5 protein-coding genes and 1 pseudogene are annotated in these 23797 nt (G+C 73.0%); 3 read left to right on the forward strand and 3 right to left on the reverse strand.

Features of this window, described 5'->3' with window-relative positions; genetic code table 11:
• The first annotated feature begins 516 nt into the window (after window positions 1-516).
• Window positions 517-1329: an SDR family oxidoreductase gene (locus ABTY62_RS46995; RefSeq protein ID WP_352135544.1), complete on the forward strand. Its 813-nt coding sequence runs from the start codon at window positions 517-519 to the stop codon at window positions 1327-1329.
• Between the two features lie 9 nt (window positions 1330-1338).
• On the opposite strand, the pseudogene ABTY62_RS47000 reads toward ABTY62_RS46995, so the two are convergent.
• Window positions 1339-2175, reverse strand: a pseudogene (locus tag ABTY62_RS47000) (SDR family NAD(P)-dependent oxidoreductase); the annotation flags it as partial.
• 215 nt (window positions 2176-2390) lie between these two features.
• Here ABTY62_RS47000 and ABTY62_RS47005 point away from each other — a divergent pair.
• Together ABTY62_RS47005 and ABTY62_RS47010 are read left to right on the forward strand one after the other, a co-directional pair.
• Entirely contained in the window at window positions 2391-18242 is a 15852-nt protein-coding gene (locus ABTY62_RS47005) for a type I polyketide synthase (protein ID WP_352135545.1), read from the forward strand.
• 74 nt (window positions 18243-18316) lie between these two features.
• Window positions 18317-19699: a cytochrome P450 gene (locus ABTY62_RS47010; RefSeq protein ID WP_352135546.1), complete on the forward strand. Its 1383-nt coding sequence runs from the start codon at window positions 18317-18319 to the stop codon at window positions 19697-19699.
• A gap of 21 nt (window positions 19700-19720) precedes the next feature.
• On the opposite strand, the gene ABTY62_RS47015 is transcribed toward ABTY62_RS47010, so the two are convergent.
• On the reverse strand, window positions 19721-20713 hold the full coding sequence (locus ABTY62_RS47015; RefSeq protein ID WP_352135547.1) for a spirocyclase AveC family protein: 993 nt from the start codon (window positions 20711-20713) through the stop codon (window positions 19721-19723).
• A 21-nt stretch (window positions 20714-20734) separates the two neighbouring features.
• Window positions 20735-23797 (reverse strand): type I polyketide synthase (locus ABTY62_RS47020; protein ID WP_352135548.1); only part of this gene is annotated, 3063 nt, incomplete at its 5' end.

Below are 23797 nucleotides of genomic sequence, written 5' to 3' on the forward strand. Positions count from 1 at the left end.
GGCCCCGGCGGCCGCCGGGGCGGCGGCGCGCCCGGCGCCGGGGGGGGCGGGGGGGGCCCCCCCCCCCCGCCCGCCCCCCCCCCCCCCCCCCCGGCCGGCTTCTCCGGCCGCGGCCCTGGCGGTCCGGGCCGCGGCTTCCGCGGCCTCAGCGGCCGACGCCAGAGCCCCCGCCGCCCCGGCCACGGCGCTGTCCACCCCGGCCCCGGCCGCTACATGGGCCACCTCGGTGGCGGCCGCGCGGGTGGCGGAGGCGATGGCCTCCGCCCGCCTGGCGGCGCTCAGCGCGCGCCGCGCCGGGATGTCCGGACCCTGTTCCGCCGTAGCCCGACTGACACTGGTCATCCAGAACTCATCTCCTGGTGGATTTCTTTCCCGATGGATCGCGAAGGGCGACCCGGCAGGGTACTGCGCGTGGCTCGGCTTTCGGTGGAGCCCTCGTCATCGATGCGTCGTTGTTGGAATTCCGGGGTCTTCAGGGGGTTCCGTGCCGCGTGTCCTGTTGCGATGGTCATCGCCATGACCCAAAAAGCTGGAAAAACCGCACTGGTGACCGGGGCGTCAAGGGGAATCGGCGCGGCCATCGCCCGACGGCTCGCCGCCGATGGAGTGCTGGTGGCTGTGCATTACGGGCAGCGGAAATCAGACGCCGAGGAAACGGTCGCCGCGATCGAACGGGCCGGGGGGCAGGCGTTCCCCATCAGGGCGGACCTCACGGACGACGACGCGCTCGACACGCTCTTCAGCGAACTCGAAGCAGGGCTCGCCGGCCGGCCGCTGAACATCCTGGTGAACAACGCCGCCGTTTACGCCGACCCGGACGACCCGGCCGCCATGCAGTCGGACGGCTATGTGGCGGGCATTTCCGAGATCACCCCGGCGGAGTTCGACCGCATCTTCGCCGTCAACGTGCGGGGCGCGTTCTTCGTCACCCAGCGGGCCCTGCCGCTCCTCGGCGACGGAGGACGGATCATCAACATCTCCTCCGCCGTCACCAGGATCGCCTGGCCGCTGCTTCCCTACGCCATGAGCAAGGGCGCCCTCGACATCATGGGGCCCAGGTTGGCCAATGAGCTGGGACAGCGCGGGATCACCGTCAACACCATCGCGCCGGGCATCACCGACGGCACCGAGGCCAACACCTGGCTGCACGACATGCCCGGGGCGGTCGAGGGCGTGAGCGCCATGACCGCACTCCGCCGGCTCGGCCGGCCGTCCGACATCGCCGACGTCGTCGCCCTCCTCGCCTCGGACGAGGCCCGCTGGGTGACCGGTCAGCTGGTGGATGCCTCCGGTGGGATGGCCCTCGCCCCAACCCCACCGGGCATGTAGCGGCCGTCGTCAGGAGGGCGGGTCGAGCCGGGCCACGGCACGGCGCAGGGGCGGCGCGAACCGGCCCATCAGACGTACGAGACGCGCGTCCGGCGTCACGGTCGCCACGGGCGTGTCGCGGGCCACGGCGCGCAACACCGCCCGGGCGACCTTCTCCGGTGGACAGCCACGCCCACCGAGCGTCCGCACGGCCCGCTCCCGCAGCCGCGCCTGCTCCCGCTCCGACACGCCCGCGAAGTGCATCGCCGCGGTGAAGGACGTGTTCACAAAGCCCGGACACACCGCGCTCACACCCACCCCGAACTCCGCGAGTTCGGCCCGCAGACACTCGGTGAGCATCACCACCGCGGCCTTGCTCGTCGCGTACGCCGGGACCGCACGCGTGGGCTGGAAGGCCGCGGCCGACGCGATCGTCACGATGTGCCCGCCCTGTCCGCGGTCCGCCATCTGTCGGCCGAAGAGCCGACAGCCGTGAATGACACCCCACAGATTCACGTCCAGTGTGCGCCGCCAGTCCGAGACGGACGTGTCGAGGAACCGGCCCGACATGCCGACCCCGGCGCTGTTCACCAGGATGTCCACGACCCCGTACGCGTCGAGGACGCGCTCGGCGAGCCGCTCCATGGCCGCCGCGTCGGCCACGTCGACGCACTCCGCCCACGCGTCGGTGGCGCCGAGCTCTTTGGCCAGGTCCGCGCCGTCCGAGGCGGTGCGGGCGTTCCGGTCCGCGCAGATCACCCGCGCCCCCGCCGCGGCGAAGGCGCCCGCCGTCGCCCGCCCGATCCCGCTACCCGCGCCGGTGACCAGCACCAGCCGCCCGCGAAAGCGTCTGGCGCGCCGGGACGATTCCATGGTTACCGCCTCCCGCGAAGAGTCCTGAAGCGCTCAGGAAGAGCGGAGACAGACTTCACTCCTTACGGCGAACGGCCGCCGGTCGTCGGCGCATTCTGGGGTGCCTAGGGGGTGCAGCGAGTGATAACGAATTCCCTAAGATCGCTTGGCGCACTGCCTGCCCTGAGGAAATCACTCACGGCTTGAGGAATTTCGAGGAGATGCCGTAAATGGCCAATGAGGAAAAGCTTCGGGACTACCTCAAGCTGGCGACCGCCGAACTCGTCCAGGTGCGCCGCCGCCTGGCGGAGATTGAGTCGGGAGAGCAGGAGCCGATCGCCGTGGTGGGGATGGCCTGTCGTTTTCCCGGCGGTGTGCGATCGCCGGGGGAATTCTGGGAGTTGCTGGCCTCCAGCAGTGATGCCATTTCGGGATTTCCGGTGGACCGGGGATGGGATGCCGAAGCGCTGTACGACCCGAATCCCGACCAGGGCAGTGCGGGAACTTCCTACACCCGGCACGGCGGATTTCTGCACGACGCCGCAGACTTCGACGCCGAGTTCTTCGGTATCAGTCCGCGTGAGGCGCTGGCCATGGATCCTCAGCAGCGGCTGCTGCTGGAAACCTCTTGGGAGGCGCTGGAGGGCGCCGGCATCGCCCCGGCCACGCTGCGCGGGAGCCGCACCGGTGTCTTCGCCGGAATGATGTACCACGACTATGCCACCCGCCTGCTCGATCTCCCCGACGACCTGGAAGGCCTTGTCGGCAACGGCAATGCGGGCGGTGTGCTGTCGGGTCGGCTGTCGTACTCGTTTGGTTTTGAGGGGCCTGCGGTGACGGTGGACACGGCGTGTTCGTCGTCGTTGGTGGCGTTGCATCTGGCGTGTCAGTCGTTGCGTTCGGGGGAGTGTTCGCTGGCGTTGGCGGGTGGGGTGACGGTGATGTCGACGCCCGGGGTGTTTGTGGAGTTCTCCCGTCAGCGTGGGCTCGCTGCGGACGGCAGGTGCAAGCCGTACGCGGCCGCCGCGGATGGCGTCGGCATGTCCGAGGGTGTGGCCGTGCTGTTGGTGGAGCGGTTGTCGGATGCGCGGCGGTTGGGGCATCGGGTGCTGGCGGTGGTGCGGGGTAGTGCCGTCAATCAGGACGGGGCGAGTAATGGGTTGACGGCGCCGAATGGTCCGTCGCAGCAGCGGGTGATCCGGCAGGCGCTGGCCGCGGCGGGGCTGACGGTGTCGGAGATCGACGTGGTGGAGGGTCATGGGACGGGGACGACGCTGGGCGATCCGATCGAGGCGCAGGCGGTTCTGGCCACGTATGGCCAGGATCGTGCGGAGGATCGGCCGTTGTGGCTGGGGTCGGTGAAGTCGAATATCGGTCATACGCAGGCGGCTGCCGGGGTGGCCGGCGTGATCAAGATGGTGCTGGCGCTCCGGAACGGTCTGCTGCCGTCGAGCCTGCACGCGCAGGACCCGACGCCTCATGTCGATTGGTCGGCGGGGCGTGTGCGGTTGCTGAGCGAGGCGGTGCCGTGGCCGAGGGATGGGCGTCCGCGTCGGGCGGGTGTCTCGTCTTTCGGTGTGAGTGGCACCAACGCTCACGTCATCCTGGAACAGGCTCCGGTCGAGGCCGTGGCGGAGGGCGAGTTCACGGCGGCGTCGCCGGTGGTGCCGTGTGTCGTCTCGGCGCGTTCGGAGGGTGCGCTGCGGGGGCAGGCCCGGCGGCTGCGGGAGTTCATCGCGGACCAAGACGCTGGACTCACCGATGTCGCCCGCGTTCTGGTCACCGAGCGGGCGGTGTTCGAGCACCGAGCCGTGATCGTGGCCGAGGACCGCGAAGAACTCGTACGCGGCCTGGACGCACTGTCGCTCGGGGCGCCAGCACCCCAGCTGGTGGAGAGCCTGACGGAGCGGCACGACACCGACGCGCCCACGGTGGCCGTGCTCTTCACAGGCCAGGGATCACAGCGCCTCGGCATGGGCCGCGAGTTGTACGCGGCGTTTCCGGCCTTCGCCGCCGCGTTCGACGCCGTATGCGCGGAAATCACGACAGCGGGCGGACCTGACGTACGGAAGCTGCTGTTCACGGACGACGTGTCCGCTCCCGAGCAGTGCGCGCGCACCGAGTTCGCGCAGCCCGCGCTGTTCGCACTGGAAGTCGCGCTGTACCGGCTGGCGGAGACCTCGGGGATCAAGCCCCGGTTTCTGCTGGGGCACTCGGTGGGAGAGCTGGTGGCCGCGCATGTGGCCGGCGTGCTGTCGCTGCCGGACGCGGCGCGGCTGGTCGTCTCCCGGGGCCGGCTGATGCAGGCGCTCCCCGAGGGCGGGGCCATGGTGGCAGTGGAGATCTCGGAGCTGGAGGCTCGCCAACTGCTGGCGGAGGCGGAAACCGACACTCCAGGGACCGCCCGGGTGGACCTGGCCGCGGTGAACGGCCCGCGGTCGGTGGTGTTGTCCGGGGACGGGGACGCGGTGCGGGAGCTGGCCCGGCGGTGCGCTGAGCGCGACTGCCGCACGCGGCAGCTGAAGGTGAGCCACGCCTTCCACTCGTCGCTCATGGACGAGATGCTGGAGGAGTTCCGCCAGGACGCGGAGCGCGTGACCTACCACCCCGCGCGCATCCCGGTCGTCTCGAATGTGACGGGCGCCCCGCTGCCCGCAGAGGAGTTCGGCACGCCGGAGTACTGGGTGCGACACGCCCGCGAGGCCGTGCGCTTCGGTGACGGGGTGGCGTGGCTGCGGGACCAGGGCGTACGCACCTTCCTGGAGCTCGGGCCCGACGGGACGCTGTGCGGTCTGGGCCAGGACACCTTCGCCACGGACGAGCCCGCCACCGACGCCGAAGAACCCGTCATGGTCCCGGCCCTGCGCCCCGACCGCGGCGAGAGCCGGACCTTTCTCGCCGCCCTCGCGCGGCTCTTCGTCTCCGGGGTGGAGGTCGACTGGCCACGCGCCATGGGGTGGGCGATCCGCGTGCGCGGCGGCGTGGAGCTGCCGACGTACGCCTTCGACCGGAAGCGGTACTGGCTGGAGGGGACCAAGGCTCGTGGGTCCGGGGCGGGCGGTGTCGAGGGGCCGCTGTGGGAGGCGGTGGAACGAGGTGATGTTCCGCGCGTGGGTGTGCTGTTGGGCGTGGACGAGGGGGCCCGCCTGGGAACACTGGTGCCCGCGTTGGGGGCTTGGTGGCGGGGATGCCGCGACCGTGGCGTCCTGGACGGGTGGCGCTATCGGGAGGTGTGGCGCCCGGTCGGCGACGGCGGCCCGGGGACGCCGACGGGGCGTTGGCTGGTGGTGGCCGCCGACGGGGTGGACGGATCGGCCGTCGTAGAGGAGTTGGAGCGGTCCGGGGCCCGGGCGGCCCACCACGCCGCCGAGGAAGGCGTGGCGCGCGAGGCGCTGGTGGAGCGGTTACGGGCCGAGCTGGGGCCCGAGCCCGAGGTGGACGGTGTGGTGTTGCTGTTGGCGGGCGACGGCGGCCGGAGCGCGGGGGCACTGCTCCTGACGTGGCTCCAGGCCCTGGGCGACCTGGAGGTGGCGGCCCGGCTGTGGTGCGTGACCTATGGCGCCGTGTCCGTGGGCGGCGGGGACGAGCTGTCCCGGCCCGGGCTGGGACAGGTGTGGGGGCTGGGCCGGGTGGCCGCCATCGAGGCTCCCGAAGTCTGGGGCGGACTGGTCGACGTCCCGGGGCCGCTGGACGCGCGGGCGGCGCGGAGCGTGGTGCGATTGCTGGCGGGGCCCGAGCGCGAGTGCGCGGTGCGGGCGTCCGGGGTGTTCGTACGGCGGTTGGAGCGGGCCCCGCACTCCGAGGCGGAGCCGGGGGCCGAGTGGCGGCCCCACGGCACCGTACTGATCACGGGCGGTACGGGCGGGCTGGGCGCGCACGTGGCCCGGTGGCTGGCCGGCCGTGCCCCCGTACATCTGCTGCTGCTCAGCCGGCGCGGCGAGGCGGCCGAAGGCGCCGCCGAGCTCCGGGACGAGCTGACCGGACTGGGCGCTCAGGTGACCGTGGCGGCGTGCGATGTGGCCGACCGCGCCGCGCTGGCGGAAGTCCTGGCCGGGGTGGCGGAGGACGCCCCGCTGACGGCGGTGGTGCACGCGGCGGGCGCGCTGGACGACGCCGTGCTCGCGACACTGACCCCGGAGCGGCTGGAGGCGGCGCGGCAGGCCAAGGCGGTCGGGGCATGGCAGCTGCACGAGCTGACGCGCGGTGCCGACCTGGCGGCCTTCGTGGTGTTCTCCTCCGCGGCGGCGACGTTCGGCTCGGCGGGACAGGGCGGCTACGCCGCGGCGAACGCCGAGGTGGACGCGCTGATCCGGCATCGGCGCGGCCTCGGGCTGCCGGGGCTCTCCGTGGCGTGGGGGGCCTGGGCCGGAGGCGGGATGGCGGACGCCGCCTCGGACGCCGGGCGGCTACGCCGCCACGGCATGGCGGCCATGGACACCCGTCTGGCCCTGACGGCGCTCGGGCAGGCCCTGGAGCACGACGAGACCTGCCTGACCATCGCGGACATCGACTGGCGGACCTTCGTCGACCACGCCCCCGCCACCGGTCTCGACCCCCTGATCGGCGACATCCCCGAAGCCCGGGCGGCATGGGAGGCCTCGGGCCGCGGCACGGCCGAGGCCGCAGGTACGCTGCGGGCTCGGCTGGCCGGGCTGCCGGTGGACGAGCAGCGCCGCGTGTTGGTCGAGTTGGTCCGTACGCACGCCGCCACCGTCCTCGGCCACGTCGGCCCGGCGGCCGTGCCGCCCGAGCGCGCCTTCCGCGAGCTGGGCTTCGACTCGCTGACCGCCGTGGAGCTGCGCAACCGGCTCAACGCCGCCACCGGCCTGAGGCTGCCCGCCACCGCGGTGTTCGACTACCCCCACCCGGTCGCGCTCGCCCACCACACATGGGAGCAGCTGTTCGGCGCCCCCGGACAGGCCGGTGTCCCGTCCCCGGGCGACCCGCGGCCCATGGCGACGGACGAGCCGATCGCCGTGGTGGGCATGGCGTGCCGCTTCCCCGGCGGGGTCCGCTCGGCGGAGGAGTTCTGGGAGCTGCTGGCCCAGGGCAAGGACGCGATCGCGGGCTTTCCGATGGACCGGGGCTGGGACGTGGAATCGCTCTACGACCCGGATCCGGAGCGCCCCGGCACCTCGTACGCGCGAGCGGGCGGTTTCCTCTACGACGCGGCGGACTTCGACGCCGGGTTCTTCGGCATCAGCCCACGTGAGGCGCTGGCCATGGATCCCCAGCAGCGGTTGCTGCTGGAGACGTCATGGGAGACGTTCGAGAAGGCCGGTATCGACCCCGCCGGCCTGCGGGGCAGCAGCACCGGTGTCTTCGCGGGCATCGCCCAGCAGGACTACGCGGACCTGCTACGACGCGCCGGTGAGGACCTCGAAGGCTATGCGCTGACCGGGGTCTCCGGCAGCGCGCTGTCGGGTCGGCTGTCGTACTCGTTTGGTTTCGAGGGGCCTGCGGTGACGGTGGACACGGCGTGTTCGTCGTCGTTGGTGGCGTTGCATCTGGCGTGTCAGTCGTTGCGTTCGGGGGAGTGTTCGCTGGCGTTGGCGGGTGGGGTGACGGTGATGTCGACGCCCGGGGTGTTTGTGGAGTTCTCCCGTCAGCGTGGGCTCGCTGCGGACGGCAGGTGCAAGCCCTACGCCACGGAGGCCGACGGTGTCGGCTGGTCCGAGGGCGTCGGCATGGTGCTGGTCGAACGGCTCTCGGATGCCCGGCGGTTGGGGCATCGGGTGCTGGCGGTGGTGCGGGGCAGTGCGGTGAATCAGGACGGGGCGAGCAATGGTCTGACTGCGCCGAATGGTCCGTCGCAGCAGCGGGTGATCCGGCAGGCGCTCGCCGCGGCAGGCTTGGCGACCGCGGAGATCGACGCGGTGGAGGGGCACGGGACGGGGACGACGCTGGGCGATCCGATCGAGGCTCAGGCGCTGCTGGCCACGTACGGTCAGGATCGGTCGGAGGACCGGCCGTTGTGGCTGGGGTCGGTGAAGTCGAACATCGGGCATACACAGGCCGCTGCCGGGGTGGCCGGTGTGATCAAGATGGTGCTGGCGCTGGAACACGAGACGCTGCCACCGAGCCTGCACGCGAACACACCCACGCCTCATGTCGATTGGTCGGCGGGGCGGGTGCGGTTGCTGAGCGAGCCGGTGCCGTGGCCGAGGGATGGGCGTCCGCGTCGGGCGGGTGTCTCGTCTTTCGGTGTGAGTGGCACCAACGCGCACGTCATTCTCGAGCAGGCTCCGGTCGAGGCCGTGGCGGAGGGCGAGTTCACGGCGGCGTCGCCGGTGGTGCCGTGTGTCGTCTCGGCGCGCTCGGAAGGGGCGCTGCGGGGGCAGGCCCGGCGGCTGCGGGAGTTCATCGCGGACCAAGACGCTGGACTCACCGATGTCGCCCACGCCCTGGTCACCGAGCGGGCGGTGTTCGAGCGCCGAGCCGTGATCGTGGCCGAGGACCGCGAAGAACTCGTACGCGCACTGGAAGCGCTGGCCACCGGCGCTCCGGCTGCCGGACTGGTCGAGGGGCAGCCGGGCCCGGCCGCCCACGGCAGGGTCGCGATGCTGTTCGGCGGCCAGGGCACCCAATGGGACGGCATGGCCGCCGAGCTCCTGGACACCGCACCCGTCTTCGCCGAACAGATGGCGGCCTGCGCCGAAGCGCTCGCTCCCCACGTGGAATGGTCCCTGCTCGACGTGGTGCGTGGTGAGCCGGACGCACCACCGCTGGACCGGGTGGACGTCGTCCAGCCCGTGCTCTTCGCGGTCATGGTGTCGCTGGCGGCGCTGTGGCGGTCGTACGGCGTGCGGCCCGCCGCGGTGGCCGGCCACTCCCAGGGCGAGATCGCCGCCGCGTATGTCGCGGGCGCGCTGTCGCTGGAGGACGCCGCGCGGATCGTCGCGCTGCGCAGCCAGGTGCTGTCCGAGTTGGCCGGGAGCGGCGCGATGCTCTCCGTCGGCATGCCCGCCCCGGAACTCGAGCCGCGCCTGGCGCCATGGGGCGAGCGGCTGTGCGTCGCGGCCGTCAACGGCGCGGCCTCCGCCGTGGTCTCCGGGACCCCCGAGGCCGTGGACGCGCTGCTGGCGGAGCTGACCGCGGACGGCGTACGGGCGCGCAGGCTCAAAGTCGACTGGGCCTCCCACTCCCCGCAGGTCGAGGCCATCCACGAGCGTCTGCTCACCCTGCTCGCCCCCATCCGCCCCCGCACCGGCGACATCCCCCTCTACTCCACCGTCACCGGCGAACGGGTGGACGGCTCCGAGCTCGACGCCGAGTACTGGTACCGCAATCTGCGCCAACTGGTGCGTTTCCAGGACGCCACCCGCGCGCTCGTCGAGGACGGCCACACGGTCTTCATCGAGTCCGGCCCGCACCCGGCCGTCTCGGTCGGTGTGCAGGAGACCCTTGACGCGCTGGGCGCCACGGACACCCTCGTGCTGGGCACGCTGCGGCGTGACGAAGGAGGGCTGAGCCGCTTCCTGACGTCCCTCGCGCGGCTCTTCGTCAGTGGCGGTGCGGTGGACTGGTCCCTGGCCGTGGGGCCGGGAGCCGGCCGGCGAAGCGGCGTCGACCTGCCCACCTACGCCTTCGAACGGAACCGGTTCTGGCTGGAGCCCGCGCCCGGAGGCGCGGTGGGCGGTGACGCGGCCCAGGGCGCTGACGAGCCGTTGTGGGCGGCGGTGCGGCGGGGCGATGTCGGGGGCGTGGGCCGGCTGCTGGGGGTCGGCGAGGGAGCGTCGCTGGCGGCCCTGGTGTCGGCCCTGGAGGCGTGGCGGCAGGGGTGCCGCGATCGCGAGACGGTGGACGGCCTGCGCTACCGGGAGGTGTGGCGACCGGCCGGGGCCGGTGGCGCGGAGTCGTTCACGGGGCGTTGGCTCGTGGTCGCCCCGGACGGGTCGCGGCGGGCCCTTGTCGAGGGGCTGGAGCGGGCCGGTGCCCGCGTGGTACGCGTCCCCGCGGGTCCGGGTCCGGGCCCGGACGGCCACACGGCCCTGGTCGAACGGCTGCGGGGCGAGCCGGACACCGAGCCCGAGGTGAAGGGGCTGGTGCTGATCGCGGACGACGAGATGACGGTGTCGCTGCTGCCGGCTGTGGCACAGGCACTGGGCGATCTCGACGACCTGGGCGGATGGGGCGCGGGGGCCCGGCTGTGGTGTGTGACGAGCGGCGCGGTGTCGCTCGGCGGCGACGACGCTCCGGCGTCCCGGGCACAGGCACGAGTGTGGGACACGGCCCGGAGGGTGGGGCTAGAGGCTCCAGGGCTGTGGGGTGGGCTGGTCGATGTGCCGGACGAGCCGGATGGCCCGGGTGTGTCTGACCTGCCGGATGTGCCGGATCGCAGGACCGTCGACGGGCTCATCGGCGTCCTCCACGGCGACGAGCGCGAGTGCGCGGTGCGCGCGTTGGGGGTGTTCGTACGCCGGTGGGCGCGGGCTCCGCTGGCCGGGGCGGTCGCGGAGCGGGAGTGGCGGCCCCAGGGCACCGTACTGATCAGCGGCGGTACGGACGGGCCGGGCGCTCACACGGCACGTTGGCTGGCCGCCAATGGCGCGGAACACCTGCTGCTCCTCGACGAACACGGTGACGGGTTCGGCATCGCGGACGAACTCTCCGCGATGGGGCCCAGGGTGACGGTGGCGGCGTGCGACCCGGCCGATCGCTCAGCCCTGGCCGACCTGCTGACCGGCATCTCGGACGAGCTCCCCCTGCGCGCCGTCGTACACACGGCGCAGGGGGACGACGGCGTCGCGACGGCGTGGCATCTGCACGAGCTCACCCGCGACGCCGACCTGTCGGCCTTCGTGGTGTTCTCACCGGCCGCGCCACACCTGGGGGCCGTGGGACACGATATGTGCGCCGAGGTGGCAGCGCTGACGCACCATCGACGCGTCCTGGGACTGCCGGGGCTGGCTATGGCCTGCGGCGCCTGGGCCACGGACGGCGACGAGGAGACCGGGCCCGCGGGGAGCCAAGCATCGTCCTGGCGTCGCCGTGGCGTGACGGCCATGGACCCGCGGCTCGCCCTGGAAGCGCTGAAGCAGGCACTGGACCACGGCGAGACCTGCCTGACCGCCGCCGACATCGACTGGCGGCGCCTGGTGGAGACCGAGGCCGCCGACCGGCTGGACCGGGTGTTCAGCGAGATCCCCGAGGCGCGCGAGGCCTGGCAGCTCGCCCGGGGAGACGGCGGTGGCGAGCCCGCCGACACGCTGCGCGCGCGGCTGGCCGGCCTGGACCCCGCCCGGCAGCGGCGAGCGCTGCTCGAGTTGGTCCGTACGCACGCGGCCGCCGTGCTCGGGCACGACGGCCCGGCGGCCGTGCCGCCCGAGCGCGCCTTCCGCGAGCTGGGCTTCGACTCGCTGACCGCCGTGGAGCTGCGCAACCGGCTGAACATCGCCACCGGTCTGCCACTGCCCACCACGGCCGTCTTCGACCACCCCAACTCCACCGCACTCGCCCTTGGTGTGTGGGAGCTGCTGTTCGACGGCGCGGCGGCGGCCGGATCGGGCGCCGCGCCGGCCCGCGAGGCGGTGGCGACGGACGAGCCGATCGCCGTGGTGGGCATGGCGTGCCGCCTCCCCGGCGGAGTCCGCTCGGCGGAGGAGTTCTGGGAGCTGCTGGCCCAGGGAAGGGACGCCATCGCGGAGTTCCCGGCCGACCGGGGCTGGGACGTGGAAACGCTCTACGACCCGGATCCGGAGCGCCCCGGCACCTCGTACGCGCGAGCGGGCGGCTTCCTCTACGACGCGGCGGACTTCGACGCCGGGTTCTTCGGCATCAGCCCCCGCGAGGCACTGGCCATGGACCCGCAGCAGCGCCTGCTGCTGGAGACCTCCTGGGAGGCACTGGAACGGGCGGGGATCGACCCGGCGTCGCTGCGCGGCAGCCGCACCGGGGTGTTCGCCGGGCTCGCCCTCCAGGACTACACCGACGTGGTGCGCCGAGGTGGACCCGAGCTCGAAGGCTATGCCCTGACCGGGGTCTCCGGCAGCGTGCTGTCGGGAAGGCTCGCGTACACCTTCGGTTTCGAGGGGCCCGCGGTGACGGTGGACACGGCGTGTTCGTCGTCGTTGGTGGCGCTGCATCTGGCATCTCAGTCGCTGCGTTCGGGGGAGTGTTCGCTGGCCCTGGCGGGCGGGGCGACCGTGATGTCCACACCGGCCGCCTTCGTGGAGTTCTCCCGCCAGCGTGGGCTCGCGGCCGATGGCCGGTGCAAGGCCTACGCGGCCGAGGCCGACGGCGTCGGCTGGTCCGAGGGCGTCGGCGTGGTGCTGCTGGAGCGCCTGTCCGACGCACGGCGTCACGGACACCGGGTGCTCGCGGTCGTACGCGGCAGCGCGATGAACCAGGACGGGGCGAGCAACGGGCTCACCGCGCCCAACGGCCCCGCGCAGCAGCGGGTGATCCGCCAGGCACTCGCCAACGCCGGGATCGCCGCCACCGACATCGACGCGGTGGAAGGGCACGGCACCGGGACGACGCTCGGCGACCCGATCGAGGCGCAGGCGATCCTCGCCACGTACGGTCAGGACCGCCCTGCCGACAGCCCCCTGTGGCTCGGGTCGGTGAAGTCGAACATCGGGCACACGCAGGCGGCGGCGGGTGTCGCCGGTGTGATCAAGATGGTGCTGGCGCTCCAGCACGACCTCCTGCCGGCGAGCCGGTACGCCGACGCCCCCTCGCCGCACGTGGACTGGTCCTCGGGCCGGGTGCGGCTGCTGAGCGCGCCGGTGCCATGGCCGTGCAACGGACATCCGCGGCGTGCGGGGATCTCCTCCTTCGGGGTCAGCGGCACCAACGCCCACGTCATCCTGGAACAGGCCCCCGACGAGCCAGCGCTCGAAGACGTGGCGGCGGTGTCGGTGGCGGTGGACGAGCGTCCGGGAGAAGTCCCACCCAGGGCAGTGCCCTGGGTGGTCTCGGCCCGCACCGAGAGCGCCCTGCGCGGCCAGGCCCGGCGGCTGCGGGAGTTCACGGCGGGCGACGCCGACCACGCCGGACTCGTCGACGTGGCCCGCGCCCTGGCCACCGAGCGGGCGGTGTTCGAGCGCCGCGCCGTGATCGTGGCCGAGGACCGCGAGGAACTCGTACGCGGCCTGGCCGCGCTCGCCGCCGGTGACCTCGCCCCCGGCCTGGTGACCGGCTCGCCGCCACCCGGATCAGGCTCGGGATCCGACGGCGGGCTCGCGATGCTCTTCGCGGGCCAGGGCACCCAGCGCGTGGGCATGGGCCGCGAGCTGGCCGCCGTTTTCCCGGCGTACGCGCGGGCGCTGGACGCGGTGCTCACCGAGCTGGACGGCCACCTTGACCGCCCGCTGCGCGCGCTGCTGTTCGCCGCCCCCGGCACGGACGAGGCCGCCCTGCTGGACCGCACCCGCTACGCCCAGCCGGCCCTGTTCGCGGTCGAAGTGGCGCTGTTCCGGCTGCTGGAGTCCTTCGGCGTACGCCCCGACTACCTGCTCGGCCACTCCCTCGGCGAGCTGGCCGCCGCGCATGTGGCCGGGGTCCTGACCCTGCCTGACGCCGCGCTGCTGGTGGCCGCGCGCGGTCGGCTCATGCAGCAACTGCCGCCCGACGGGGCGATGGTGGCGCTGCGGGCCACCGAGGACGAGGTGACAGAGGCCCTGGCCGGACGCGAGGCGCAGGTGTCGGTGGCCGCGGTGAACGGACCCAGCGCGGTGGTGGTCTCGGGCGAGCGGAGCGCTGTCGACGAGGTGGCTGCCGCCTTCGCCGCGCGGGGCCGCAAGACCCGGCGGCTGCGAGTCGGCCACGCCTTCCACTCCCCGCTGATGGAGCCGATGCTGGACGAGTTCCGCCAGGTCGCCGCCTCGCTGACGTACGCGGAACCGGCCATCGGAATGGTGTCGAACCTGACCGGAGAACTCGCCCGTCCCGGCGAGCTGACGGACCCCGAGTACTGGGTGCGGCACGTCCGCCACGCCGTGCGCTTCGGCGACGGACTGGCGTGGCTGCGGGCGAACGGCGCGAGCACCTTCCTGGAACTGGGCCCGGACGGCACGCTGTCCGCCCTCGCCCACGACCGCCTCGACGACGACCCGGCCACAGAGCCGGCCGAGGCGGCCGCCGCAGTGTCCGCGGAGACGGCTGCCGCCGTACCGGTCGGCAGGCCGGTGGCCGACGGCGGCCGGATCGTGTCGGCACCGGCGCTGCGTCCGGACCGGCCCGAGGCCCACACCCTGCTCACCGCCCTCGCCCGGATCCATGTCCACGGCGTGGCCGTCGACTGGCCGGCGGTCATCGGCCCGCGCCCGGCCGGGGCCGACGGACGACGCCGCGTCGAGCTGCCGACCTACGCCTTCGACCGACACCGCTACTGGCCCAGGACGCATGAGAGGGCGGCGGACCTGTCGGCCGCCGGTCTGGCCCCCGCGGACCACCCGCTGCTCGGCTCCGCCGTGGAACTGGCCGGCTCCCAGGAGCTGCTGTTCACCGGGCGGCTCTCGCTGCGTACCCACCCCTGGCTGGCCGATCACGTCATCTTCGACACCGTGCTGCTCCCGGGCACCGCGATCCTGGAACTGGCCTTCCGCGCGGGCGACGAGGCCGGCTACGACCGCGTGGAGGAACTGGCCCTCCAGATTCCTTTGGTGCTGCCGGAACGTGGTTCGGTGGTCCTTCAGCTCCTGCTCGGCGCGCCCGACGCGGCCGGCCGACGCCCCTTCACCCTCTCCTCCCGCCTCGACGACGACCCGCGCCCGGCCGCGGACACCGCCTGGACCTGCCACGCCACCGGAGTGCTGACCCGCGGCGGCGATCCGCTCGGCGGACCGGCGGCGCCAGCGGAGCACGAAGCGGCAGAGCACGAAGTGGCGGAGCGAGAGGCGGCCGAGGCATGGCCGCCACCGGACGCCACACCCGTGGACCTGACCACCTGGTATGCCGATCTGGCAGGCGTCGGTCTCGGCTATGGCCCCGCTTTCCAAGGGCTGCGGGCCGCCTGGCGGCGCGGGGACGAGCTGTTCGCCGAGGTCGGGCTGGACGAGGAGCAGGCGGTCGACGCTGTACGGTACGCCCTGCACCCCGCGCTGCTCGACGCGGCGCTGCACCCCGTCGCGCTCGGCCTGGACACCACGCCCGGGCCGGGCGCCGAGGAACGCGGCCGACTGCCGTTCTCCTGGGGCGGCGTGACAGTGGGCGTCGCGGGCGCCTCGACGCTGCGGGTCCGGCTGACACCGGTGGCGCAGGACACCATCGCGCTGAGGGCCACCGACGGCTCGGGACGGCTCGTGGCCCAGGCGCGGTCCCTGGCCTTCCGGCCGATCACCGCCGAGCGGCTGCGCGCGGCGGGCACGGCGTACCACGAGGCGCTGTTCCGCCTTGAGTGGACGCCGAGGTCGGCCGCCCCCGCCGCGTCGGCCAGGCAGTGCCGATGGGCCGTCGTCGGGCCCGAGGTGCCGGGCCTGGCGGGGGTACTGGACGAGGCCGGGGCCGCGTGGCGGGCCTATCCTCACCTGGCCGCGCTGGGTGAGGCCGTGTCCCTGGGCGGCCCTGCCCCGGACATGGTGGTGATCTCCTGCCGGGAGCAGGACGCCGGTCGGCAGGACCTGCCCGGTGACCGCCACGACCCGACCCCCTCGACCGTCGCCACCACCGCGACCACCGCGACCGCGCTGCGGCAGGCCACCAACGGCGTGCTGGAGTTGCTGCTGAGCTGGCTCGGCGACGAGCGCTTCGCGGACTGCCGCCTGACCCTGGTCACACACGGCGCCGTCGCCGCGACACCGACCGATACCGTGGCCGACCTGGCGTACGCGCCGGCGTGGGGGCTGGTCCGCTCTGCGCAGAGCGAGCACCCCGACCGTTTCGTGCTGGCCGACACCGACGGGCGGCCCGAATCCCAGCGGGCCCTGCCCGAGGCCCTGTTGGCCAGCGAACCGCAGATCGCGCTCCGCGACGGCACGGTCCACCTGCCCCGCGTGGCCCGCGTCGCCGTCACCGCACCGCCCACGGACCACGAAGACGCGCCAACACCCGCCGCAGCCGACCCCGCCGCCGACCCCGACGCCATCGTCCAGCGCACTTGGGACCCCGACGGCACGGTGCTGATCACCGGCGGCACCGGCGTCCTGGGGAGGCTGCTCGCCCGGCACCTCGTGACGGCCCATGGCGTACGCCACCTGCTGCTGACCGGCCGCCGTGGACCGGACGCGGACGGAGTCCCCGAGCTGCTGGCCGACCTTGCCCGGCTGGGCGCCGATGATGCCACCGTCCGGGCCTGCGACATGGCGGACCGTCATGCGGTGGCCGGGCTGCTGAGCGGCATTCCCGCCCGGCATCCGCTCAGCGCGGTGATCCACCTGGCGGGCGTGGTCGACGACGGCATCCTGACCTCGCTGACGCCACAGCGCGTGGACGCCGTACTGGGGCCGAAGGCGATCGGCGCGCTGCACCTGCACGAGCTGACCCGCGCCGCCGCACTCGACGCCTTCGTCGTCTTCTCCTCCGCCGCGGCCAGTTTCGGCAGCCCCGGGCAGGGCAACTACACCGCCGCCAACGCCTTCCTCGACGCGCTGATGCGTCACCGCCGCGCCCTGGGCCTGCCGGGTCAGTCCCTGGCCTGGGGAATGTGGGCCCAGGCAAGCGGTATGACCGAGGGCCTCGGCGCCACCGACCGGGCCAGGATGGCCCGGGGCGGCCTGGCACCGCTGACGGACGAACAGGGGCTCGCCCTCCTGGACACCGCCGGCATGGTCGACGAGGCCGTACTGCTGGCCACTCCGCTGGACTTCCGGGCCCTGCGCGCACAGGCCGCGGCCGGCGCATTGCCCCCCATTCTGCGCGGCCTGGTCCGGGTGCCCGCCCGCCGGACGGCCGCCGCCGACGCCGCCGGAGCCACCGCCGCCGAGGCGCCCGCCGCACTCCGGGCGCGCCTCGCCGGGCTGCCCGGCCCCGCCGAGCGCACCGGCGCCCTCCTGGAGCTGGTACGCACCCAGGCCGCCGCCGTCCTCGGCCACGGCGCCGCCGAGAGGGTCGACGCCGAAGGCGAGTTCCGCGAACTGGGCTTCGACTCCCTCACCGCGGTGGAACTCCGCAACCGGCTCGCCGCGGCCACCGGCCTGCGCCTCGCCACCACCCTGGTCTTCGACCACCCCAGCCCCGCCGCCCTGGCGCGTCACATGGCGGAGCAACTGGCAGTCGAGGCCGACGGCACCGGGGATCACCGGGACCAGCCCGCGGCGGGCCGCGCGCACGGACCGGTCCATCGCGAAGGGCCCTCGGCGGCCACCGTCGAGTCCCTGTTCTGGGTGGGGCATGACACCGGACGCATCCACGAAGCGATGCAACTGCTGTCCGCCGCCTCGGTCTTCCGACCCGCCTTCGGCGCCACGTCAGCCGAGACAGCGCCGACGTTCGTCCGGCTCGCCCACGCCACGGCACCGGACACCACGCCGCGAGGCGAAACGGCCGAACCCTCCCCGCCCATGCTGATCTGCCTCCCCACCGTGGCCGCGATCTCCAGCGCGTACCAGTACTCGCGCTTCGCCGCCGCACTCCAGGGGGTGCGCGACGTCTGGTACGCGCCCGCGCCCGGCTTCCTCGAGGGCGAGCCCCTGCCTGCCGACGTCGACGCGGTGACCCGTATGCTCGCCGAAGCCGTCGTGCGCTTCACCGACGGCGCGCCCTTCGCCCTCGCCGGGCATTCCGCGGGCGGCTGGCTCACCTACTGCGTCACCAGCCACCTGGAGGGCCTGGGAGTCTTTCCCGAGGCGGCCGTGGCCATGGACGCGTATCTCCCCGACGAGGGGATCGCACCCGTCGCCTCCGCGCTGACCAGCGAAATCTTCAATCGGGTCACCGAATTCGTCGAGGTGGACTACACCCGGCTCACCGCGATGGGCGGCTACTTCCGGATCTTCTCCGGCTGGACACCGCCCCGCATCGAAACCCCCACCCTCTTCATCCGGGGCCGGGACGGCGAACAGTCGCCCCCCGCCTGGGGAGTGCCGCACACGGTCATGGACGTCGCGGGCGACCACTTCACCATGCTGGAGGAGTACGCGGGCGACACCGCCCGCCACGTCGACCAGTGGCTGAGGGAGAGCGCAGGCTGGGGTGGATAGGGGCTTCTTACACGCATTAGCGCTCCTTATTCTCATTTCCGCTGGTAGCGACAGATCCTGATAGGAGTCCCGCGATGCCTGCCACTCTCCCCGTCCCCGATGCGCCGGGCTCATGGCCGGTGGCGGGCCATCTGCCGCGGCTGGCCCGGCGGCCGCTCGACTTCCTGACTTCCCTGGCCGACCACGGAGACCTGGTCCGCATCCGGCTCGGCCACAAGCCCGTCTATGTGGCCACCCACCCGGACCTGGTGCGGACCCTGCTGGTGACCGATGCGCACGCGTACACACGGGGCATCGGCCACGCCAAGGCGCTGTCCTTCATCGGACCGATCCTGGTCGCCACGACCGGCGAGCCGCACCGACGCCAGCGCCGCATGATGCAGCCCTGTTTCCACCGGCAGCGGCTCGGCAGCTACGTCGCCGCGATGTCCGCCGCCGCGACGGAGACCGCCGAATCCTGGTCCGCGCACGACGTGGTGGACGTGCTGCCCGTCATGACCGACCTGGCCACCGCCGCGATCGCCAAGTCGCTGTTCTTCTCCGAACGCGCCGCGCACGCCGAGGCGGAGCTGCGGAAGGTGGGGAACGCCATTCTTCAGGTGGCCAGGATGAGCGCGCTCCTGCCGGGAATCTACCGACGGCTGCCGACCCCCGGAAACCGTCAACTTCCCCCGGCGCGAGCCATCATCGAGGACACCATCGCCACCTACCGCGCCGAAGGCCGGGACCACGGCGACATGCTCTCTACGCTGCTGCGGACGACGGACGCCGAAGGCATCGGCCTGACCGACGAAGAAATCCGTGACGAGATCATGGGGCTCGCCATCACAGGAATCGGCGGGCCGGCCGCCATCACATCGTGGATCTTCCACGAGCTCGGCCAGAACCCCGACCTCGAGCGACGGCTGCACGACGAAATCGACACGGCTCTCGACGGCAGGCCACCCAGCCACCGGGACCTTGACCGGCTGCCCTTCACCCAGAGGCTGGTCAAGGAAGCGCTGCGCAAGTACCCGGGATGGGTCGGCGCGCGACGTACGCGGCAGCCGGTGCGCCTCGGCGGACACGAGCTCCCCGCCGCCTCGGAGGTCATGTACAGCGCCTACGCCCTCCAGAACGACCCCCGCTGGTACCCGGAGCCGCAGCGGTTCGACCCCGACCGCTGGGACCCCGAGCGGAACGCGGGGCGGGTCAAGAAGGGGGCCTGGGTCCCCTTCGCGGGGGGTGTCTACAAGTGCATCGGCGACGCCTTCACCGAGACCGAGGCCGCCGTGGCCGTCGCCGTCATCGCCTCCCGGTGGCGGCTGCGCCCGGTGCCCGGACGGAGCGTCCGAGCGGTCCACCAGTCCACCCATGTGGTCCCCGGGAAACTCCGCATGATCGCGGAGCCCAGGAACCGGAACGTGGATCAGGCGGGCCGCTCGGCGCCGACCGGCTCAGTAGCCCCGGCTCACTAGTCCTGGCTCAGCAGTCCCGGCTCAGTAGCCTGCCGGCGGACGGAAGAAGTCGGGAAGCTGGTCCGGGGGAGCGCCGTCCAGCAGTGAGAACAGGATGTGTGTGCCGGTGTAGAGGGCGATGCTGACATTCGCCCCGCCCACCACTGCCAGCAGCCGGACCCAAGGCCTCAGGCCCTTCGAGAGGAGGGCCGCCCCGGACTCCAGACACGTCTCGCCCCGCTCGTTGCGGAAGTGGCGCACAGCCCCCAGCGCGGCGCCGAAGAACGCCGAAGCCACCATCTGGTACAGCGGGAACTGATACCAGTGCCCACCCCAGACGGTCAGCTCGGGCACCGAACGTGTCCACACGGAGACGCCCGAGAAGGAAACCAGCGGCTCGGCGACGTCGAAGAGCACAACGAGCAGGAAGCCGAGCGCGATCAGCCGGATCCGCCCCAGCCGCGGCCACCGGGCGGCGGCCAGCCCCATGCCCTTGCCGCAGGCCACGGCGACCATCATGGCCGTCATGCAGATGCTCAGGGTCGCCAGCGGCAGTTCAGCCTCCTGGTGGGCCCCCGCCCCCTGCCAGCCGGGCACATACGGCCCCCACGAGGCGACCGCTCCGAACACGTTGATGTTCGACGCGAGCACCGGATGGATCCAGTTCATCAAGGGGCTCTGCCAACTCGCCAGCAGCAGCCCGATGAAGAGCAGCGCGTCGAACGTCAGCCGCCGACTGGCCCGACACTTCCGGTACAGATACACCGCGAGGGCCACCGCGCCCGCCACGGACAGCAGCGGAATCAGCACATCGGCGATCCGCTCCATGTCACCACCGCCCGCGGCCGGGGGCGCCTTCTCGATGCGGTAGCCGCCGTCGGCGAGCCACGAGGCGAACACATGCACCTGAAGGCCCAGCACCAGGGCGCCGACACACGCCCACAGCACCACGGGGAGAGTGAACACCCGCAGGCCGCGCACGGTATCCGCCCGATCGACGGCCTCCGGCCGGCCTTCGTCGACGAGATCGGTCATCTGTCGCTCCTTACTACGAGACTACGAGTCCGAGGAGGGCTGGTCGCCATGGGCCAGGCCGATGAGACTGTCGAGGTCCATCTCGTCGATCGAACGCGAGCCGCCGTCCGCGGAACGGGCCGCAGGGATGGCGCCGGCCCCGACACCTTCGACGCCACCGGAGACCTCGGCGAGCTCCAGCAGCGCGGACAGCAGACCGGCTTCCTGAAGCCTGTCGAGCGGGATGGACGCCACCGCGGCCCGCACTTCCTCCTCGCGGAGGCCCCCGGCCTCAGCCGCCGAGGCCCCGTTCCCGTTTGCCGGCAGCAGCAGGGAGCGCACATGCTCCGCGAGCGAGGCCGGGGTCGGAAAGTCGAACGCGAGCGTCGCCGGCAACCGCAGGCCGGTGGCGGCCGTGAGCCGGTTGCGCAGCTCCACGGCGGTCAGCGAGTCGAAACCCAGCTCCCGGAAGGCACGCCGCTCCGCCACCTCCTCGATCCCCGCGTGCCCGAGCACCGCGGCGGCCTGCGACCGTACGAGACGAGTGAGGATGCCCTGCTGCTCCTTGCCCCCGCGTCGGGCGAGACGGTCACGGAGCGACACACCCGAGTCCGGCGCGCCTTCGCCCCGCTCGGCCGCCCCCGGGCGCGCGGACATCGGGACGAGCCCGCGCAGCAGCGCCGGCACCCCGGCGGTGGCCGCCCGCGTGCGCAGCGCGCCGATCTCGAGCCGGGCCGGGACGAGGAACGGCTCCCCGGCGGCCGACGACGCGTCGAAGAGGGCGAGGGCCTCCTCGGTGTCCAGCGGCGCCATCCCACCGCGGCCGATCCGGGCGTGGTCGCTGCCGTCCAGATGACGTGTCATCCCGCTGCCCTGCGCCCATAGGCCCCAGGCCAGGGATGTCGCGGGCCGCCCGTTGGCCCGGCGGTGCAGCGCCAACGCGTCCAGCACGGCGTTGGCCGCCGCGTAGTTGCCCTGGCCCGGCGAACCGAGCACGGAGGCGGCGGACGAGAACATCACAAAGGCCGCCAGGTCCGCGTCGCGGGTGAGCTCGTGCAGAAGTAGCGCCGGAGCCACCTTGGCGCGGAAGACGGTGTCGATCCGCTCCGCCGTCAGCGAGGGGATCGTGCCGTCGTCGAGCACCCCAGCGGCATGGACCACGGCGGTCAGCGGATGCCGCTCGGGGATGCGGCCCAGCAGGGTGGCCAGCGCCTCGCGGTCGGCGGCGTCGCAGGCGGCGACGGTCACCGTCGCGCCGAGCGCCTCGAGCTCGGCGGCCAGGTCCCCCACGCCCTCGGCCTGCGCGCCACGTCGGCCCACCAGCAGCAACTGCCGTACCCCGTGCGCCACGACGAGGTGGCGGGCGATGAGGCCGCCCAGTACTCCGGTGCCGCCCGTGATCAGCACGGTCCCGGCCGGATCGAGCGCCCACGGCGATCCGTCAGCCGACGCGTCCCCCGACCTGTCAGTCGATCCCTCGACCGACTCGGCCCGCTCCTGCCGTGGCACCCGCACCAACCGCGGTACGCACACCTCTCCCTCGCGAATGGCCAGCTGTGGCTCCCCGACGGCCAGCGCCACGGGCAGCACCTGGGCCAAGGAGCCGTGTCCATCCCAGTCCACCAGGGTGATCCGGTCCGGGTTCTCGGACTGCGCCGAGCGGACCAGCCCCCAAACCGCCGCGCTGGGCAGATCCGAGACATCGTCCTCCCGGCGGGTGGCGACTGCCCCTCGCGTCAGCACGACCAGCCGGCTGTCCGCGAGTCGCTGCTCGCCGAGCCAGGACTGGAGCAGGTGCAGGGCGCGATACGCCGCCGTGTGCACGCCCGCGCCCTCATCTCCACAAGAGACGACGACCACCTCAGGAGCGCCGTCGACCTCCACGGCGCTCAGCAGCGCGGTCCAGTCCTCATGGCGCCGATATGCGAGCCCGCACGAATCGGCGCCGAAGACGGCGTAGGACGAGGCAGAGGGGCCTGCCGAGGGCAGTGCCACGGTGGGCCATTCCATGCCGAACAGCGACTCGTGATGCTCCGAGCCGGCGGTCCGCACCTCACCCGCGGACACCGGCCGCAGCACGAGCGCGTCGATCGATGCCACCGGCCGCCCCGACTCGTCGGCCGCCTCAATGGTCACCACTCCACGTTCGGGCCGCGGCGAGAGCCGCACCCGCAACACCTCACCACCCGTGCGATGCAGCGTGACTCCGCGCCAGGCGAACGGCAGCCAAGCCGACGGCCGCCCGTCCGGTGCGACGTCGGTGTCCTCGTCCGCGCCGTCGCTCCCTGCCCCGTCATGAGCCGGATCGAGGCCGAGGGTGTGCAGCGCCGCGTCCAGGAGGGCCGGATGGATGCCGAACCGGTCGGCGTCACGGGCCTGCGGCTCGGGCAGCCGCACCTCGGCGAAGATGTCCGAGCCACGGCGCCAGGCGGTGCGCAGTCCCTGGAACGCGGGCCCATAGGCCAGCTCCGCCCCGGCCAGCCGCTCGTACAGCCCGTCGAGGTCCAGGGCATCGGCGCCGGCCGGGGACCATACGTCAGCCATTGGTCCGGCCGCCGCCGCGGAGGGGGCGGTGCTCAGCGTGCCCGTGGCATGCCGCGTCCAGTGACGGTCCGAACCCTCTGAGACGTCGTCGTCGCTCCGTGAATAGGCGGCGAACTCCCGTCGCCCGTCGGCGTCCGGGACCCCGACGCTGATCTGGAGAGCGACTCCGCCACGTTGGGGGAGGAGAAGGGGCGCATGCAGCGTGAGTTCCTCGACATGCCGACACCCGACGCGCTCCCCCGCTTGGAGGGCGATGTCCAGAAGCGCGGTACCGGGCAGAAGCGCGACGCCTGCGAAGGCGTGGTCGGCCAGCCAGGGGTGTGTGCGCAATGAGAGTCGGCCGGTGAAGAGATGTCCTTCACCGTCCGCGAGCGGAATCGCGGCGCCGAGCAACGGGTGATGCGCCGGGTCCAGGCCGACGGCGGTGACGTCTCCTGTCTGGGTGGGGGTGTTGAGCCAGTAGCGGTGGTGTTGGAAGGGGTAGGTGGGGAGGTTGATGTGGTTGTGGTGTTGGTGGGTGGGGTGCCAGGTGATGGGGTGGCCGGTGGTGTGGGCGTGGGC

Origin of the sequence: Streptomyces sp. NPDC097640, assembly GCF_040302705.1 — a bacterium.
In the GTDB taxonomy this organism is placed as follows: domain Bacteria; phylum Actinomycetota; class Actinomycetes; order Streptomycetales; family Streptomycetaceae; genus Streptomyces.